This is a genomic window from Kocuria sp. U4B, from assembly GCF_054875615.1.
Genome location: NZ_CM142180.1, coordinates 2447892 through 2464508, shown reverse-complemented (window position 1 = coordinate 2464508; position 16617 = coordinate 2447892). Strand labels below are relative to the sequence as shown.

Sequence of the window (16617 nt, the reverse complement as noted above, 5' to 3'; positions counted from 1 at the left end):
TCCCGAAAGGACTGACCGTCATGACCCAGACCACGTCCGAGGTCCAGTACCGGATCGAGCAGGTCCGCCGCGTCGAGGGCACCCTGCCCGGGCCCCGGTCGCGCGAGCTGTCCGAGCGCCGCTCCGCGGCCGTCGCCTCCGGCGTCGCCTCCTCCGTGCCCGCCTACGCCGCCGACGTCGACGGCGGGATCATCCGCGACGTCGACGGCAACCAGCTGATCGACCTCGGCTCCGGCATCGCCGTGACCACCGTGGGCGGCTCCGCCCCGGCCGTCGTCGCGAGGGTCAAGGAGGCCGTGGAGCACTTCACCCACACCTGCTTCATGGTCACCCCCTACGAGGGCTACGTGACGGTCGCCGAGAAGCTCGCCGAGCTCACCCCCGGCGACCACCCCAAGAAGGCCGCGCTGTTCAACTCCGGCTCCGAGGCCGTCGAGAACGCCGTCAAGATCTCCCGCCTGCACACCGGGCGCCAGGCGATCGTCGTGTTCGACCACGCCTACCACGGCCGCACCAACATGACCCTCGCCATGACCGCCAAGGTCCTGCCGTACAAGCAGGGCTTCGGCCCCTTCGCCGGCGAGGTCTACCGCGTGCCCATGTCCTACCCGTTCCGCGACCCCGAGGGCATGACGGGCCAGGAGGCCGCCCGCCGCGCCCTGCTCCAGGTGGAGAAGCAGGTCGGCGCGGACAACGTGGCCGCCGTCGTGATCGAGCCCATCCAGGGCGAGGGCGGCTTCATCGTCCCGGCCGAGGGCTTCCTGCCGGCGCTGTCCGAGTGGTGCACCGCCAACGGCGCCGTGTTCGTCGTCGACGAGGTCCAGTCGGGCGTCGCGCGCACCGGCGAGTGGTTCGCCGTCGACCACGAGGGCGTCGTGCCCGACCTGATCACCGTGGCCAAGGGTGTCGCCGGCGGCATGCCGTTGTCCGGCGTGGTCGGCCGCGCCGAGATCATGGACTCCGTCCACGCGGGCGGCCTCGGCGGCACCTACGGCGGCAACCCCGTGGCCTGCGCGGCGGCCCTGGGGGCGCTGGAGACCATCGAGGAGTGGGACCTGATCGCCCGCGCCCGCCGGATCGAGGAGATCATCCGCGAGGAGCTGTCCCCGCTGGTGGAGGAGACCGGCATCATCGGCGAGATCCGCGGCCGCGGCGGCATGATGGCGCTGGAGTTCGTGCAGCCGGGCGGCAAGGAGCCGAACGCGGACGCGGCCAAGGCCATCGCCGCGGAGTGCCTGGAGCAGGGCGTCGTCATCCTGACCTGCGGCACGTTCGCCAACATCGTGCGCCTGCTCCCGCCGCTCGTGATCGGCGAGGACCTGCTGCGCGACGGCCTGCAGGTCTTCGCCCGGGCCATCCGCAACGCGGCCCGGTAGGCTCTCCGCCCGCTCCGCAGGGGCCCGTCCGACCGGCACGCGCCCGGGCCGGACGGGCCCCTGCGCGCACTGCGGGTCAGGCCGAGCAGCGCTGCTGCAGTTCCCGCAGCTCCCCGACCACCTCGGTGAGGCGGCGCTCGCCCTGGCGGAAGCCGTCGACGGCGTCCCGGACCTCGCGGATCTGCCCGGCCAGCTCGGCGGGGGCGGTGTCGGCGAGGGCGGTGAGCTCCTCCAGCAGCCCCAGCGGGTCCTCCCCCAGCCGCTGCGGCGCCGTGCGGGCGGTCTCGACCACCCGGGCGCACGCCCGCCGCTCCGCGGCCTCGGAGGTCCCCGGGGACGCGGAGCCCGATCCGGACGAGGCGTCCGAGGACGACGACGGCGAGGGCGCCGGAGCGCTCCCGCCCAGGGAGCAGCCGTTGAGCGCCAGGAGCAGGGCGGCGGCCGCCAGCGGTCGCCGGGCGGCGGGACGGGTGGTCGGCACGGCGGGGCCTCCTGGGGCGCACGGGGACGGGTGGGCCTCACCCTACTAGCCTGGGTCCAGCACCCGGCGGACGACGGGGTGCCGCCGCGAGGACAGGAGCCGCCGTGACCGAGATCGGAGACCTCACCGCCGTGGAGCTGCGGGACGAGCTCGCGCGGGGCGGACTGGGCGCGACCGAGACCGCCGCGTTCTTCCTCGCCCGCATCGAGGAGCGCAACCCCGCACTGGGCGCGTTCGTCCACGTGGCCGCCGGCCGCGCCCTGGAGCACGCCCGCGCCCTGGACGCCCTGCCGGCCGGGGCGCCCCGCGGTCCGCTCCACGGCGTGCCGCTCGCGGTCAAGGACCTGCACGACGTCGCCGGGCTGCCCACGACCTACGGCTCGGCCGCCGTCACCGGGGCCGGCGCCCCGGCCGCGGCGGAGGACGACGACCTCGTGCGGGTGCTCGACGCCTCCGGCGCCGTCCTGCTCGGCAAGACGCAGGTGCCGGAGTTCGGCCTCAACTGCTACTCCGAGAACCTCGTCGCCCCGCCCGCCCGCAACCCGCACGACCCCTCGACGGGCGCGGGCGGCTCCTCCGGGGGGGCAGGCGGCGGCCGTCGCGGCGGGCATGCTCCCCCTGGCCCCCGGCTCGGACGGCGGCGGCTCGATCCGGATCCCGGCCGCCGTCTGCGGGCTCGTGGGGCTCAAGCCCAACCGGGGCCGGGTGCCCACCGCGGACGCCCAGTCCGACGCGGCGCAGCTCGTGGTCAACGGCCCGATCGCGCGCACGGCCGAGGACGCCGCGCTGCTGCTGGACGTGCTGTGCGCCCCGGCCGCGGGACCGGCCCACGGCAACGTGGTGCACCGGGCCGTGGGCGCCGCCCCGCAGCGCTCCTTCCTCGACGGGGTGCGCGCCGTCCGGCGGGGCGAGCTCCCGTGGGGCGGGCGGGCCCTGCGGATCGGGGTCTCCACGGCGTCACCGTTCGAGTCGGCGTACGACATCGCCGTCGCGCCGGAGGCCCGGGCGGCCCTCGAGGCGGGGGTCGCGCGGCTGCGCGCGGCCGGCCACGAGGTCGGCGACGCCGAGGTCGCCTACGCGCCCGAGTACCCGCAGGCGTTCTTCGACGTGTGGACCACGTCCATGGGCACGGTGCCCCTGCCGGAGGGCGGTGCCCTGCGGCTGACGGGGCTGGCCACGGCGTTCCGCGAGCGCGCCCTGGACCGCTCCGCCGTGGAGCTCGCGCGGGCGGTGGCCGCCCTGCGGCGGATCGAGCAGGACGTGGTGCGCCAGTACGCCGCCTGGGACATGGTCCTGACACCGGCGCTCGCCATGACCCCGCGCCCGCTGGGCTGGTACTGGGAGGGCCACGACCTGGCGGACCCGGTAGGCGCCGACCAGGACTACCGCCGCCAGTGCCAGTACACGCCCTGGACGTCCCTCGTGAACGTGACCGGCCTGCCCGCGGTGACGTTCCCGACCCTGTGGACGCGGGCGGGCGGCGCCGCCGCGCCGGCCGTCCCGATGGGCGTGCAGCTCATCGGCCGGCCCAGCGCGGAGGCGCAGCTGCTCGCCGTCGTCGCCCAGTTGGAGGACCAGGGTCTGCCGGTCCACCGCCCCTGACGCTAGGAGTGGCCCAGGGCCACGTCTCCCCCCTCGGGGTCGTCGCCCGGCTCGGGGCTGTCCGTGTCCTCGACGTCCTCGACGGCCCCGGGGTCCTCCTCGGGCTCGAAGCCGGACGGGTTGTCGTCGGCCGTCAGGCCGATGCCCTGGTCGTTGTCGGGGATGGTGCCCTCCGGGCCCTTGCCCCCGCCGTTCTCCTCGGTGGCCTCGCTCATGCCGTCCTCCTGGCGGTGTCGGTGACTGCTCTGTCGGTGACTGCCCGGTGCTGACTGCCCGGTGGTCTCATCCTGGCCCACCGGCCGCCGATCCTCCACCCCCCCCGGACGAAGGAGGACCCCGGCGCGCAGGAGGACCCCCGGGCGTGCGGCCACGGGCGGTCGCTCCCGGGGCGGCGGGCGCGGGGCCGGCGGCGCCGGCCCCGGTCGGCGGAGGACGCGGTGCTCGTCCGGCCGCGTGCTACCCGAAACGGGCCGGAGGCTGGAAGACTGTGGGCCATGACCAACCGTGCGGGCACCGTCGCCCAACCCAGTGACCTCGTCGACCTCGGCGCTCTCCTCGACGCCTACACGGACGTCGTGCCCGACCCCTCGGACCCGGGCCAGCGCGTGGCGTTCGGGACGTCCGGGCACCGGGGCTCGTCCCTGAAGGGCTCGTTCAACGAGCAGCACATCGCCGCGATCACCCAGGCCATCGTGGAGTACCGCGCCGGCCAGGGGATCACCGGGCCGCTGTTCATGGGCAAGGACACCCACGCCCTGTCCGGACCGGCCCAGGACACCGCGCTGGAGGTGCTGGCCGCCAACGGCGTGACCGTCCTGCTGGACTCCCGCGACGGGTTCGTGCCCACCCCGGCCCTGTCCCACGCGATCCTCACCCACAACTCCGGCCGCGCCCAGGCCATGGCCGACGGCATCGTCATCACCCCCTCCCACAACCCGCCCGCCGACGGCGGGTTCAAGTACAATCCGCCCAACGGCGGACCCGCGGACACCGACGCCACCGAGTGGATCGCCGGGCGCGCCAACGAGTACCTGGAGAGCGGCCTGTCCGGCGTCCGGCGGGTCCCGCTCGAGCAGGCCCGCTCCGCGGAGACCACCGGCGGCTACGACTACCTCGAGGAGTACGTGCGGACGCTGCCGGAGATCATCGACCTCGACGTGGTCCGGGCCTCCGGCCTGCACATCGGCGCGGACCCCATGGGCTCGGCGTCCGTGGCCTACTGGGGCGAGATCGCCCAGCGCTTCGGGCTGAACATGACCGTGGTCAACCCCGCGGTGGACCCGCAGTGGGCGTTCATGACCCTGGACTGGGACGAGAAGATCCGCATGGACTGCTCCTCCCCCTCGGCGATGGCCTCGCTCATCGGCAACCGCGACAAGTACGACATCGCCACCGGCAACGACGCCGACACCGACCGGCACGGCATCGTCACCCCGGACGCCGGGCTGATGAACCCCAACCACTACCTGGCGGTGGCCATCGACTACCTCTTCCGCCACCGCACCGGGTGGTCCCCCGACGCGGGCATCGGCAAGACGCTGGTCTCGTCCTCGATCATCGACCGGGTCGCGGCGTCCCTGGGCCGCCAGCTCGTGGAGGTGCCCGTGGGCTTCAAGTGGTTCGTGCCCGGGCTGCTGGACGGCTCGATCGGCTTCGGCGGCGAGGAGTCCGCCGGGGCGTCCTTCCTGCGGATGGACGGGTCCGTGTGGTCCACCGACAAGGACGGGATCATCCTCGCCCTGCTCGCCTCGGAGATCACCGCCCGCACCGGCAGGACCCCTTCGCAGCGCTACGCGGAGCTGACCCAGGAGTTCGGCGCGCCCGTCTACCAGCGCATCGACGCGCCCGCGACCCGCGAGCAGAAGGCCGCCCTGAAGAAGCTCTCCCCCGCCCAGGTGGAGACCGACGTCCTGGCGGGCGAGCAGATCACCGCCAAGCTCACCAACGCCCCCGGCAACGGCGCAGCCATCGGCGGGCTGAAGGTCACCACGAAGAACGCGTGGTTCGCGGCCCGCCCCTCCGGCACCGAGGACGTCTACAAGATCTACGCGGAGTCCTTCCTGGGCGAGGAGCACCTGGTGCAGGTGCAGCAGGAGGCCAAGGCCCTGGTGGACGCCGTCATCGCCTGACGCGCCTCAGGCGGTCGCCGACAGCACCCAGACCGCCTCGGCGGCGAGCACCCCGACCTCGACGACGACGCCGCCGATCGTCACCGCCACCGCCCCGGCCGGGGCCCCGTGCTCCCCGAGCACGAGCTCCGCGCCGGGGCGGATCCCGGCGCCGCCCAGCCAGCGCAGCAGCGCCGGGTCGGCGTCGGAGACCCGCGCCACCGTCACCGTGGTCCCGGCGGGCACGTCCGCCAGGGGCACGGCCGCGGCGGGCGCCACCGAGCCGTCCCGCCGCGGGATGGGATCGCCGTGGGGGTCCCGGTCCGGGTGCCCGAGCAGGGCGTCGAGGCGGGCGACGAACTTCTCGCTCACGGCGTGCTCGAGCACCTCGGCCTCCTCGTGCACCTCGTCCCAGGCGTAGCCGAGCCGGCCGGTGAGGAAGGTCTCCAGGATCCGGTGCCGGCGCACCATCTGGACCGCCGCCTCGCGGCCGCGGTCGGTGAGGGCGATCTCGCCCGCGCCCGGGCGGCGCACCAGCCCCTGGGCCGTGAGCTTCTTGACGGCCTCCGAGACGGTGGACGGGGACAGCCCCATCCGCTGGGCCAGGGTGGTGGTCGTGACGGCCTCCGGCGACCACTCCTGGGCCAGCCAGATCGTCTTCAGGTAGTCCTGGACGGACCGGCTGAGCTCCTCCGCGCGCATCCGTCCAGGCTACCCACCCCCGGACCGGGAGGGGCCGGGGCGCGGGCTCAGCGGGCCCGGAACTTCGCGCGCTTGTGCGAGCCGTCGCAGAAGGGCTTGATGGCCGAGGCCCCGCACCGGCACAGCGCCACGGTGGCGCGCCCCGGGTCGAGCGGCCGGTCGTCGCCGTCCAGCAGCTCGTAGGCGCCGCGCACCAGCAGGGGCCCGTCGGGGCAGACGGTGATCGTCACGGGCTCCGGCGCCTCGGCGGGCTCCTCCGCCGCCGGCTCGGCGCTCACGAGACCAGCTCCTCCGCACCCGCCCGGGCCGGGTCCCCCGCGGCGGGGCGCAGCGCCGAGCGCCCCGCCTCCCAGCACGCGAGCGCCTGGCCCGCGGCGAGCGCGTCGAGGTGCAGGACGCAGCGCGCCCCGAAGAAGACGTCCGCCGCGACGTCCGGGTCGTCCACCACGAGCCCGCCGGCCATGTCGCGGGCCGCGATCTGCTCGTGGGCGGCGTCGGCCACCACGTGCTCGTCGTAGTACGCGGCGACCGCGGGCAGCCCGAGCCGGCGGAAGCCGCGGGCCAGGAACTTGGAGGGCTCCGAGGACTGGATCTCGTACATCGCCAGGTGCCCGACGATCGCCCCGCGCAGCCGCCGGTGCAGCCCGAAGAGCGAGACCGCGTTCACCCCGGCGAGCCACTCGGCGGGCACCCGGTCCACGGCGGCCCCGTAGGCGTCGTCGAGGCCGGCCTCGCGCATCCCCGCCGCGAACAGGGTGGCGTGCACCCGCTGGGGGTTGCCGCCCCCGTACTCGTCGGCCTGGATCTCCACGAGCGCGGCCTTCGCCCGCCCGCGCAGCCGCGGGATCGCCCAGGTGTGGGGGTCGCCCTCCATGAGCTGGTAGACGGACTTCAGCTGCAGGAACTCCCGGGCCTGCCCGGTGTCGGCCCGGCCGGAGAGGAACCGGGCGAGGCTGGGCCCGTCGTCGTCGGCGGCCATGGCGAACAGCGCGTCCGCGACCGCCTGCGGGGTCCGCGGGACGGCGTCCCTGGGCACCTCCGCGCGCAGCTGCGCCTCGAGGGCGCCGGCCAGGACCTGGCGCGCCCGGGCGATCTCCGGGTGGGCCTCCCACCGGTCGTCGACCCCGTCGACCCCGAGGTAGTGCAGGGCGTGCAGGACGAACAGCCCGAGCTGGACGTCCTCGTCCGCGCTCACCGCGTCCGCCCGGGACACGGCGGCGCGGGCCGCCTCCGGGAGGGCCGCGGAACGGCGCTCCGCCTCCACGGAGCCCGGGGCCTCGCGCAGGACCGCGAGCAGCTCCTCGCTGAACGGGCCGCGGGGCTGTGGTTGGCGCATGTCGACTCCTGTCCGATCCGGGCACGCGGTGGTCGAGCCCATCCTACTTACCGTCACCGTGCTGATCATATGGCCGGGGGCCGACAGGACCGGGCGCGCCGAGGGCGGCGGGCAGCGACCGAGTACAGTTGGGGAGGCCCGGATCCGCGGCCGCCCCACCCCGCCGTCGAGGAGACCCTCATGAGTTCCCCCGTGCCCGGACGCACCGACACCGCCCGCCTCGGACTGGGCTGGACCCTGCACGGCGACGGCCGCACCGTCGCCCCCGGCCAGGTGGTCACCGCCCGGCAGCGGCTGTCCTGGCCGCGCACCGTCTCGATCGGCGCCCAGCACGTGGTGGCCATGTTCGGCGCGACGTTCCTCGTGCCGCTGCTCACCGGCTTCCCGCCCTCCACGACGCTGTTCTTCTCCGGCATCGGCACGGTCCTGTTCCTGCTCATCACCGCCGGGCGGGTGCCCTCCTACCTCGGGTCCTCGTTCGCCTTCATCGCCCCCATCTCGGCGTCCACGAACCAGTACGGCCCGGGGGGCGCGCTCGGCGGGGTCGTGATGGCCGGCGCGGCGCTGTTCCTCATCGGCCTGGTGGTGCAGTTCGCGGGCACGGCGTGGCTGCAGAAGCTCATGCCGCCGCTGGTCACGGGCACGATCGTGGCCCTCATCGGCTTCAACCTGGCGCCCTCGGCCAAGGCCAACTTCATGGCCGCCCCCGTCACGGCGATCGTCACGCTGGTCTCCATCATCCTCGTCTCGGTGCTGTTCCGGGGGCTGCTGGGGCGGCTGTCCATCCTGCTGGGCGTGGTCATCGGCTACGTCACCGCGGTGCTGCGCGGCGAGGTCGACTTCTCCCGGATCGATGAGGCGTGGCGCAACCAGGGCCTCTTCGGGCTGCCGCAGTTCCAGGCCCCGGAGTTCCACCTGTCCCTCATGGGCCTGTTCGTGCCCGTGATCCTCGTCCTGGTGGCCGAGAACATCGGGCACGTGAAGTCCGTGGCCCTCATGACCGGCGACGACCTCGACCCCTATGCGGGACGGGCCATCATGGCCGACGGGCTGGCCACGGTGATCGCCGGTTCGGGGGGCGGCTCCGGCACCACCACCTACGCCGAGAACATCGGCGTGATGGCCGCCACCCGGGTCTACTCGACGGCGGCCTACTGGGTCGCGGCCGTCGTCGCCGTCCTGCTCAGCGTGTTCCCCGTGTTCGGCGCGGCCGTGGCCACGGTGCCCGCGGGCGTGCTCGGCGGGGCGGCCACGGTGCTGTACGGGATGATCGGCATGCTCGGCGTGCGGATCTGGGTGCAGAACCGGGTGGACTTCTCCAACCCCGTCAACCTCACCACTGCTGCCGTGGCGATGATCGTCGGCATCGCGGACTACACCTGGGAGGCGTCCGGTCTGCAGTTCGCGGGCATCGCCCTCGGCACGGCCGCCACGCTCGTGGTCTACCACGTGATGGCCTCGCTCGCCCGGCACCGCGGGACCGTGGGCAGCGACCCCCTCGAGCCCGACACCACGCGCCTGCCCTCCCCCCTCGGCTGACGGTCCCCCGTCCGGTGGACCTCCGCCGGCGCCACGAGGGGGGGTTACCCGTCGGTCGGCGACATGTGGAGGGCCTGGACGGGCCCGCCTTGGTGCCCCGGTGCCCCGGTGCCCCGGTCCTAGCGTGGGGTGCGGGAGGCCGAGCAGCCGGCCCGCTCTTTCGCTGCAGGGGGAACCATGCACCACAAGCTCTCCGTCCTCGTCCACGTGGACCTCGACGGCAGGCACGTCCGCCTGGCCGTCGCCGGGTGCCTCACGGAGGTCAGCCACCGGGCCCTGTGCCCGCTGATCCGCCGCGCCCGGACCGTGGTCCCCGGGATGGTGGTGGTCGTCGACGTCACCGCCGCCCACCACGTGGAGGACTCCGCCGTGGACCGGCTGCGCCGGTCCACGGAGCACGAGGACGCCGTGCGCGGCACGCCCCCGGTGGAGTTCGTGGTGCCCGCCGAGCTGCCGGAGCACGGCACGGTGACCCGCCTGGCCGCGTGGACGGGGACCCGCGGGCGTGCCGGCGTGCGGCCGGCCGTGCCGCTGCGGCCCCTGCCCGGGAACCGGCTCGCCGGCTGAGCCGGGCCGCGGAGAGGTCCCGCCGAAGCGAGGAGGGCTCACGACCGGCATCCACCGCGCGCCCATGGCGCACCGGGCCGCCCCGGAGGTCCCCAGCGGGGAGCGCCGGGCCGAGGCCGGGTGCATGGACGCGTGCCCCGGCACCGCCCGGAGCAGCTTCAGCGCCGCACGACGAGCACGGGGCAGTGGGCGTAGGCGACGCACGCGTTGGACACCGAGCCCAGCCGCGCCCCCAGCACGCCCGAGCGGCCGTGCCGGCCCAGCACCAGCAGCTGGGCGTGCTCGCTCTCGGTGATCAGCCGCCCCGCCGGGCGGCCGCGCGTCACCGTGGTGGTCAGGCCCTCGGGGACGTCGTCGCCGAACGCCTCGGCGACCGCCCGGGCGAGGATCTGCTCGTGGCCGGCGACCAGCGCCTCGTCGTCGACGAGCAGCTCGGCGTCCAGCACGGTCGCGTCCCCCGCGCACGCCAGGGCCTCGAGCGGGGCGCCGAGGCCCCGTGCGAGGCGCGCGCCCAGCCGGAGGGCCTCGACCGAGGACTCCGAGCCGTCGACCCCCACGAGGATCCGCTGATCCGACGGTGCACTCATGACAGAACCTCCTCGTTGCGGCGTCCGGCGGGCCGGCAGGCCCGCCGCTGGCAGCTCGGCCCGCGGCCCCGTCCGGCCGCGGTCAGTGGCGCACGACGAGCACCGAGCACCGCGCGTGGGAGACCAGCGCCGAGCTGACGGAGCCCAGGATCATCCCGAGCACCCCGCCCGTGCCGCGCCGCCCGACCACGAGCAGCTGCGCGCCCTCGCTCTCCTCGATGAGCCGGGCGGCCGCCTGGCCCCGCAGCAGGCGCGTGGTCAGCCCGGCGGGCCGGTCCTCGCCGAAGACCTCCGTGATCGTGCGCGCGAGCAGCTGCTCGCTGCTCGCGCGGAACTCCTCCGGCTCCACGACGCGGTAGCTCTCGTAGAGGATCGGGTCCTCCCAGCACAGGACCGCCTCGAGGGGCGCGCCCAGGGCCTGGGCGAGGCGGGCGCCCGTGCGCAGGGCCTCCTTGGACGACTCGGACCCGTCGACCCCCACGATGATGCGGCCCTCCGCCGGAACCTCGCTCATGCTGATCCCCCTTGCTCGGGGCGGGCCGCGTCCCGGCCCGCCTGTCGTCACGATGCGCTCCGGCCGGAACGCCCCGTGGTGCGGTTCAGCCGCGGGTCACCTGGATCCTGCGGGTGGCGGGCGGCTCGGTCTGCTCGACGACCGGGACGCGGACCTCCAGGACGCCGTCGTTGTAGGCCGCGCTGATGTCCTCGTCCCTGCACCCCGCGGGCAGGGCCAGGGTGCGGACGAAGGACCCGTAGCGGAACTCGGAGCGGTAGCTGCCCTTGTCCTTGTGCTCGGTCCGCTCCCGCCGCTCGGCCCGCAGGTGGAGCATGTCGTCGGCGACCGTGAGCTCGACGTCCTTGTCGGGGTCGATGCCGGGCAGCTCCGCCCGGATCACCACCGTGTTCCCGTCCCGGTACTCCTCCACCCGGGGCCACGACACGTCCGTCTCCCCCTCGAGGAGTCGGCGGAACGGCTCGAGCATCTCGAACCCCTCCCTGCGCATCAGTCCGGCCATGGCCTGGCTCCTTCCCGTTCACGCCGCTCCCCCGGCGCGGCGGCCGGGTCCGGCCGGCCGGTCCTGCCCGGCGGGGGCGGCACTGCTTCCTGCCTGGGCGCATCCAGCGTAAGACCGCCGCCGCGGTCGTGCCAGGGCCTGTGGCCAGCTGGCGGGCACATGACGCGCACGGCCCGCCCGGCCCCGCTCAGGTCCTGGATCCGCCGTCGCGACGGGACGATAATCGAGGCACCCCCGGGGCGCCGTCGCCGCCGGCTCCGGGCGCCGGGGACGTCGTGGACGGGGTGCTCGGTCGTGGATGACAACAAGGTGATGAAGATCGTCTACACCTTCTTCCTGGGGGCCCTGCTCGCCCTGTTCGTGGGCCTCGGCATCCAGACGTTCTACCCGGGCCCCGAGATGCCGGAATACCCCGTGGAGATGGAGTACGGCGGGGGCGGGCCGCTCGCGGAGGGCGGTCGGCTCACGGAGGAGCAGCAGCAGGTGGAGCGGGAGTACAACCGGCAGATGAAGCAGTGGCAGGACGAGCAGAGCGACTACCACCGCAACGTCAGCATCGCCTCCCTGGCCGGTGCCGTGCTGCTGCTCGTGCTCAGCCTGGTCGTCGAGAGGCGCAACCGGGTGCTGACCAACGGCATCATGCTCGGCGGCCTGTTCACGCTCCTGTACGCGATCGGGCGCAGCTTCGCGTCGCAGGAGACCGCCACGACGTTCGCCGCCGTCTCGGTGGGCCTGGCCGTGGTGCTCCTGGTGGGCTACCGGCGCTTCTTCCAGGAGCGCGGCGGTCCCCCGCGTCCCCCGGCCGCAGACGCCCCGCGCCGGGAGACGACCGAGGTCTGAGCCGCCGGGGGGCTCACACGCGCACGGGCACGTCCTCGCGCACCACCAGCACGGGGCAGTGCGCGTGCACCAGGCACGCGGAGCTGACGGAGCCCAGCAGCAGGGCGCCGAAGCCGCCGGTGCCGCGGCGGCCGACCACGAGCATCTGGGCGCCCCGGCTGGCCTCGACCAGCTGCTCCCGGGGGTGCCCGCGCAGGAGCGTCCGGGTCAGCCCTGCCGGTGGGTCGTCGCCGAAGACGTCGGCCACCGCGCCGTCGAGGACGCGCTGCGCCTGCGCGCGGAAGAACTCGCTGTCGTACGTGCCGTACCCGGCATAGACGGGGGCGACGTCCCAGCACGTCACCGCCTCGAGGGGAGCCTCCAGGGCGGTGGCGATCCGCGCCCCGTCCCGCAGGGCCGTGCGGGACCACGCGGACCCGTCGACGCCCACGAGGATCCGCTCCGGTGATGTGCTCATGGTCGTGCTCCTCCGCTCGTGCCGGCGCTCACCGGCGGGACCTGGCGGCCGCCCGTGGCGCGCCGCCGTCCTAGAAGCCGGTGGGCTCGGTCTCGAACTCCGGTTCCTCCGGCGGCTGCTCGTGGTGCAGGGGCCGCAGCGCGGCGGTGTCCTGGAACCACAGCAGCGCGTCGTAGCGCCCTCCCATCCGGGTGGGGACGTAGTTGCCGGCCTCGCGCCACGGGTGGTAGACCACCCCGATCGCCCGGTGCCCGTAGCGCCCGGACAGCCACGGCCCGGACCGGTCCGGGCCGAACACCAGCGCGGCCGGCTCCCCCAGCGCCTGGTGCAGCATGTCCTCGTGGGAGCCGGGACGGGCCGCGGGGACCTCCATGACCTCCTCCGGGTCCCCCCAGGCCCCGGCGGCGATCACCGTGCCGGCGTACGAGGCGAAGCCCACGAGCACCACCCCGTCGGCGGCGTGCCGCTCCCGCAGCAGCTGGCCGACGTTGACCAGCCCGTCCTCGACCATGTCCGTGGCCCTCGCGTCGCCGATGTGGGTGTTGTGCTCCCAGACCAGGCCCTTGGACCCGGGCCCGTGGTGGGCGGCGAGCAGGTCCACGACGTCGGCCATGTGCGTGTCGCGCACGTTCCAGGACCGCCGGTCCCCGCCCACCATGGTGCGGTAGTAGCGCTCGGCGTCGGCGGCGACCATGGCGTTGAGCGCGGCGTCGAAGGCGTCCGGGTCCTCCCCGGCCCGGTCGAGGGTGCGCCGTCGCACCTCGGCGAGCAGGGCCACGACGTCGGCCTCGCAGCTCTGCGGCACGATCCGGGTGCTCCAGGCGTACTCGTGCGGGTCCTCGCGGTAGGGGGTGAAGCACTGCCACGCCTGCCGGGCCGCGGGCAGGGCGTCCGGGGCGTTGGCCTCGAGCCAGCCGATGATCTCGCGCAGGGAGTCCCACAGCGAGTAGACGTCCAGGCCGTAGAGGCCGACCCGCTCCGGCTCGGGCCGCTCCGCGTTGTGCTCCCGCAGCCAGTCCAGGAACTCGGCGACCTCCTCGTTGGCCCACATCCAGGTGGGCCAGCGCTCGAAGCCGGCCAGCACGCCGCGGGCGTCGAGGTGCTGGTCGTCCTGGCCGCGCACCCACCGGTTGAGCCGCCAGCAGTCGGGCCAGTCCCCCTCCACCCCGATCCAGGTGAAGCCGTGCTCCTCGATCAGGCGGCGGCTGACCACCGCCCGCCACCGGTAGTACTCGTGGGTGCCGTGGGAGGCCTCCCCGATGCACACGAACCGCGCCCCGGCCGCGTGCTCCACGAGCCGGTCGAGGTCCGCCGCGCCCCCGAGGGGAGCGGCGAGGGAGCGGATCTCCGCGAGGACCTCCGCGGCCCGGGCGGCGTCCCGGGCCGCGGAGCGCCCGAGAGGGCTCACCGGGACGCTCCCGCGCGGCGCTCGCGGGCCGCCGAGAGGTGCTCGGTGAACCAGTCGCGCGCCAGCTGCGCGGCCCGGTCGAGGGTGCCGGGCTCCTCGAACAGGTGCGTGGCCCCCGCCACCACCTCCAGCCGGGCCGGGCAGCGCATCGCCTCCTGCGCCCGGCGGTTGAGCCCGAGCACCTCGTGGTCCTCGCCCCCGACGATCAGCAGCGTCGGGGCGCGGACCGCGCCCAGCCGCGAGCCGGCGAGGTCCGGGCGCCCGCCGCGGGAGACGACCGCCGCGACCGGTGACCCGGGCTCGGCCGCGGCCCACAGGGCCGCGCCGGCGCCGGTGCTGGCCCCGAAGTAGCCGACGGGCGAGTCCGCCGAGCCGGGCTGCCGGCGCAGCCATTCCGTGGCCGCCACCAGGCGGCGGGCCAGCAGCTCGACGGCGAAGACGTTGGCGCGGTCCCCCTCCTCCTGCGGCGTGAGCAGGTCCAGCAGCAGGGTGCCGAGCCCGGCCCGCTGCAGGACGGAGGCCACGTGCTGGTTGCGGGGGCTGCGCCGGCTGCTGCCGCTGCCGTGGGCGAAGACCACCACGCCCGCGCCCGGCGCCGGCAGGTGCAGGTGCGCCTCGAGCTCCGTCCCGTCGGCGGGGAGGCGCACGTCGGCGTCGACGGGGTACGCGGTGTCCACCGGGTCCGGGGACGGATGGCCGGGAGGCGGCAGCTGCGGCTGGTGCCGCCGGAGGGCGGAGTCGAGCAGCGCCACCACGTCCTCGTCCTGCGTCGCGGAGAAGTCCCGGTAGTGGTGGCCGACGGCCGTGAAGGACCGCGGCGTCGCGAGGCAGACGATCTCGTCGGCCTCGACGATCCGGGCCAGGGCGTCCTCGGAGGCGACCGGCACCGCGAGGACCACGCGGGCGGCGCCGAGCTGGCGGGCGATCCGGCAGGCCACGCGTGCCGTGGAGCCGGTGGCGATCCCGTCGTCGACGATCAGGGCGGTCCGGCCCGTGAGGTCGATCCGTTCCCGGCCCTCGCGGAACCTGGCCGTGCGGGCCTCGAGCACCGCCCGCTCGCGCTCCTCGATCCGCTCCAGCTGCGCGTCCGTCACCCCGAAGTACTGCAGGGTGCGCTCGTCGAGCACCCGGGCGCCCTCCTCGCCGATGGCGCCCATGGCGAGCTCGGGCTGGGCGGGCACCCCTAGCTTGCGGACCACGATGACGTCCAGGGGGGCGTCGAGGGCCTCCGCCACCACGTGGGCCACGGGCACCCCGCCGCGCGGCAGCCCCAGCACCACCACGTCCTGGCCGCGCCACGGCAGCAGCCGCCGGGCCAGCTGCCGGCCGGCGTCGGCCCGGTCCTCGTAGATCGTCATGGCCCCATCACCCCTCCGGCGCGCCGCGCCGCGCGCCCGCCTGCGGTGATCTCCAGGGTAGGCAGGCGCGCGGGGCGGCGGAAGACCCGGGGAGCAGGTGACGGCCGCCGACCGCGCGGCGGCGCCCGGCCTGCCCCACCCGGCGGCTCAGAGGGGCAGCGGCAGCTTCTCGTCGAGCACGGCCCGGACGGCGGCGACGTCGACGTCGGCGACGGAGGCGTGCTCCCAGACGGGGGCGCCGTCCTTGTCCACGAGCACGGCGCGCACGCCCTCGGCGAAGTCGGGGCGCGCGATGGTGTCGACGGCCAGCCGCAGCTCCCGCTCCAGGCAGGAGCGCACGCTGCCGTCGGCAGCGCCGCGCTCGAGCAGCTCGAAGGTGCGCACGAGCGAGGACGGGCTCATCCCCGCGACGTCCTCGGGGGCCGCCGCGACGATCTCCTCCAGGGTCCCGGCCCCGTAGCGCTCCTCGATCAGCTCCCACCTGTCGACGAGCGGGGACGGCTCGGGCTCGCGCGCGAAGCGGGCCAGGGCCGCCTCCGGTCCCTCCTCGACCACGGCGTCGGCGAGCGCCCCGAAGTCCTCGTCCGCCACGAAGTGGTCGGCCAGGCCGAGCGCCACGGCGTCGGCGCCGCCGAAGCGCTGCCCGCCGAGGGCGAGGTAGCGGCCCACGGCGAGGCCGGGCTCCCCGCGGCGGCCGGGGCGGGAGACGCGCGGGAGGAACCAGGAGGCGCCGATGTCGGGGAAGAAGCCGATCTTCGTCTCGGGCATCGCCATCACCGTGGAGGGCCCCACCACCCGGTGGGACCCGTGCACGGAGATGCCCATGCCGCCGCCCATGCAGATGCCGTTCATCAGCGCCACGTACGGCTTCGGGTAGTCGGCGATCAGGCCGTCGAGGGCGTACTCGACGGCGAAGATCCGCCCCGCCTCCTCGACCCGCCCGCCGAGGACGGCGCCGCGGACCTGGCGGATGTCACCGCCGGCGCACCAAGCCCGGGGCGAGGCGGACGTGACCAGCACGTGCTCGACGCCGGGGTCGTCCTTCCACGCGTCCAGGGCGGCCTTCATGTCGTGGTACATCTGCGCGGTCAGCGCGTTGAGCTGCCGCGGGCGGTTGAGCACGATGTGCCCGGTGCCGCCACGGACCTCGGCGAGGACGTACTGGTCGGTGTCGGTCGGGTAGGTGGCGGTGTCCGTCATGGCTCCCACCCTGCCACGGGGACCGGCGGCATGTCATGGG

General features: G+C 75.2%; 18 protein-coding genes and 1 pseudogene. 7 read left to right on the top strand and 12 right to left on the bottom strand.

Annotated elements, in window-relative coordinates; genetic code table 11:
* Nucleotides 1-20 precede the first annotated feature (20 nt).
* Nucleotides 21-1376 (top strand): 4-aminobutyrate--2-oxoglutarate transaminase, encoded by a 1356-nt coding sequence (gabT, locus tag ACYSMR_RS11740; protein WP_251333244.1) that lies wholly within the window; start codon nt 21-23, stop codon nt 1374-1376.
* Nucleotides 1377-1452: 76 nt separating this feature from the next.
* Here the strand turns inward: gabT and ACYSMR_RS11735 are convergent, their stop codons facing one another.
* Nucleotides 1453-1857: a hypothetical protein gene (locus ACYSMR_RS11735; RefSeq protein ID WP_461745408.1), complete on the bottom strand. Its 405-nt coding sequence runs from the start codon at nt 1855-1857 to the stop codon at nt 1453-1455.
* 104 nt (nt 1858-1961) lie between these two features.
* Here ACYSMR_RS11735 and ACYSMR_RS11730 point away from each other — a divergent pair.
* Together ACYSMR_RS11730 and ACYSMR_RS11725 are read left to right on the top strand one after the other, a co-directional pair.
* Nucleotides 1962-2387 (top strand): annotated as a pseudogene (locus ACYSMR_RS11730) (amidase family protein); the annotation flags it as partial.
* A gap of 79 nt (nt 2388-2466) precedes the next feature.
* The gene (locus ACYSMR_RS11725; protein ID WP_461745406.1) at nt 2467-3459 is read left to right on the top strand and encodes an amidase; all 993 of its coding nucleotides are present in this window, start codon (nt 2467-2469) and stop codon (nt 3457-3459) included.
* 2 nt (nt 3460-3461) lie between these two features.
* On the opposite strand, the gene ACYSMR_RS11720 is transcribed toward ACYSMR_RS11725, so the two are convergent.
* Nucleotides 3462-3674, bottom strand: a complete 213-nt coding sequence (locus ACYSMR_RS11720) for a hypothetical protein (RefSeq protein WP_309126402.1) — start codon at nt 3672-3674, stop codon at nt 3462-3464.
* 279 nt (nt 3675-3953) lie between these two features.
* On the opposite strand from ACYSMR_RS11720, the gene pgm reads away from it, so the two are divergent.
* Nucleotides 3954-5588 (top strand): phosphoglucomutase (alpha-D-glucose-1,6-bisphosphate-dependent), encoded by a 1635-nt coding sequence (gene pgm, locus ACYSMR_RS11715; protein WP_461745404.1) that lies wholly within the window; start codon nt 3954-3956, stop codon nt 5586-5588.
* 6 nt (nt 5589-5594) lie between these two features.
* On the opposite strand, the gene ACYSMR_RS11710 is transcribed toward pgm, so the two are convergent.
* The 3 genes from ACYSMR_RS11710 to ACYSMR_RS11700 are packed head-to-tail and all read right to left on the bottom strand — an operon-like array spanning nt 5595 to nt 7605.
* On the bottom strand, nt 5595-6269 hold the full coding sequence (locus tag ACYSMR_RS11710) for a metal-dependent transcriptional regulator (RefSeq protein WP_461745402.1): 675 nt from the start codon (nt 6267-6269) through the stop codon (nt 5595-5597).
* 47 nt (nt 6270-6316) lie between these two features.
* The gene (locus ACYSMR_RS11705; protein ID WP_251333250.1) at nt 6317-6547 is read right to left on the bottom strand and encodes a CDGSH iron-sulfur domain-containing protein; all 231 of its coding nucleotides are present in this window, start codon (nt 6545-6547) and stop codon (nt 6317-6319) included.
* Nucleotides 6544-7605 carry an iron-containing redox enzyme family protein gene (locus tag ACYSMR_RS11700; protein ID WP_461745399.1) on the bottom strand — a complete coding sequence of 354 codons (1062 nt, stop codon included), beginning with the start codon at nt 7603-7605 and terminating at the stop codon, nt 6544-6546. Before ACYSMR_RS11700 ends, ACYSMR_RS11705 begins: the two co-directional genes overlap by 4 nt.
* Nucleotides 7606-7785: 180 nt before the next feature.
* On the opposite strand from ACYSMR_RS11700, the gene ACYSMR_RS11695 reads away from it, so the two are divergent.
* Both ACYSMR_RS11695 and ACYSMR_RS11690 read left to right on the top strand, forming a co-directional pair.
* On the top strand, nt 7786-9144 hold the full coding sequence (locus ACYSMR_RS11695; protein ID WP_251333252.1) for a uracil-xanthine permease family protein: 1359 nt from the start codon (nt 7786-7788) through the stop codon (nt 9142-9144).
* A 177-nt stretch (nt 9145-9321) separates the two neighbouring features.
* On the top strand, nt 9322-9711 hold the full coding sequence (locus ACYSMR_RS11690) for a hypothetical protein (protein ID WP_461745397.1): 390 nt from the start codon (nt 9322-9324) through the stop codon (nt 9709-9711).
* 158 nt (nt 9712-9869) lie between these two features.
* On the opposite strand, the gene ACYSMR_RS11685 is transcribed toward ACYSMR_RS11690, so the two are convergent.
* The 3 genes from ACYSMR_RS11685 to ACYSMR_RS11675 form a co-directional block, all read right to left on the bottom strand.
* Nucleotides 9870-10298 carry a universal stress protein gene (locus tag ACYSMR_RS11685; RefSeq protein ID WP_461745395.1) on the bottom strand — a complete coding sequence of 143 codons (429 nt, stop codon included), beginning with the start codon at nt 10296-10298 and terminating at the stop codon, nt 9870-9872.
* 82 nt (nt 10299-10380) lie between these two features.
* On the bottom strand, nt 10381-10812 hold the full coding sequence (locus ACYSMR_RS11680; protein ID WP_251333255.1) for a universal stress protein: 432 nt from the start codon (nt 10810-10812) through the stop codon (nt 10381-10383).
* Between the two features lie 85 nt (nt 10813-10897).
* Nucleotides 10898-11314, bottom strand: a complete 417-nt coding sequence (locus ACYSMR_RS11675; protein WP_251333256.1) for an Hsp20/alpha crystallin family protein — start codon at nt 11312-11314, stop codon at nt 10898-10900.
* A gap of 294 nt (nt 11315-11608) precedes the next feature.
* Between ACYSMR_RS11675 and ACYSMR_RS11670 the strand changes: the two genes are divergently transcribed.
* A complete protein-coding gene (locus tag ACYSMR_RS11670) occupies nt 11609-12154 on the top strand; it encodes a hypothetical protein (protein ID WP_309125362.1) in 546 nt (181 codons plus the stop codon).
* A gap of 13 nt (nt 12155-12167) precedes the next feature.
* Here the strand turns inward: ACYSMR_RS11670 and ACYSMR_RS11665 are convergent, their stop codons facing one another.
* The 4 genes from ACYSMR_RS11665 to ACYSMR_RS11650 all read right to left on the bottom strand — a co-directional run bounded on the left by ACYSMR_RS11665 (nt 12168) and on the right by ACYSMR_RS11650 (nt 16577).
* The gene (locus ACYSMR_RS11665; RefSeq protein WP_461745392.1) at nt 12168-12611 is read right to left on the bottom strand and encodes a universal stress protein; all 444 of its coding nucleotides are present in this window, start codon (nt 12609-12611) and stop codon (nt 12168-12170) included.
* A 70-nt stretch (nt 12612-12681) separates the two neighbouring features.
* Nucleotides 12682-14019 (bottom strand): erythromycin esterase family protein, encoded by a 1338-nt coding sequence (locus ACYSMR_RS11660; RefSeq protein ID WP_461745390.1) that lies wholly within the window; start codon nt 14017-14019, stop codon nt 12682-12684.
* Entirely contained in the window at nt 14016-15377 is a 1362-nt protein-coding gene (locus ACYSMR_RS11655) for a phosphoribosyltransferase (protein ID WP_309125365.1), read from the bottom strand. The genes ACYSMR_RS11660 and ACYSMR_RS11655 overlap by 4 nt, the downstream gene beginning before the upstream one ends.
* 147 nt (nt 15378-15524) lie before the next feature.
* On the bottom strand, nt 15525-16577 hold the full coding sequence (locus ACYSMR_RS11650) for an enoyl-CoA hydratase/isomerase family protein (RefSeq protein WP_461745388.1): 1053 nt from the start codon (nt 16575-16577) through the stop codon (nt 15525-15527).
* Between the last annotated feature and the right edge of the window lie 40 nt (nt 16578-16617).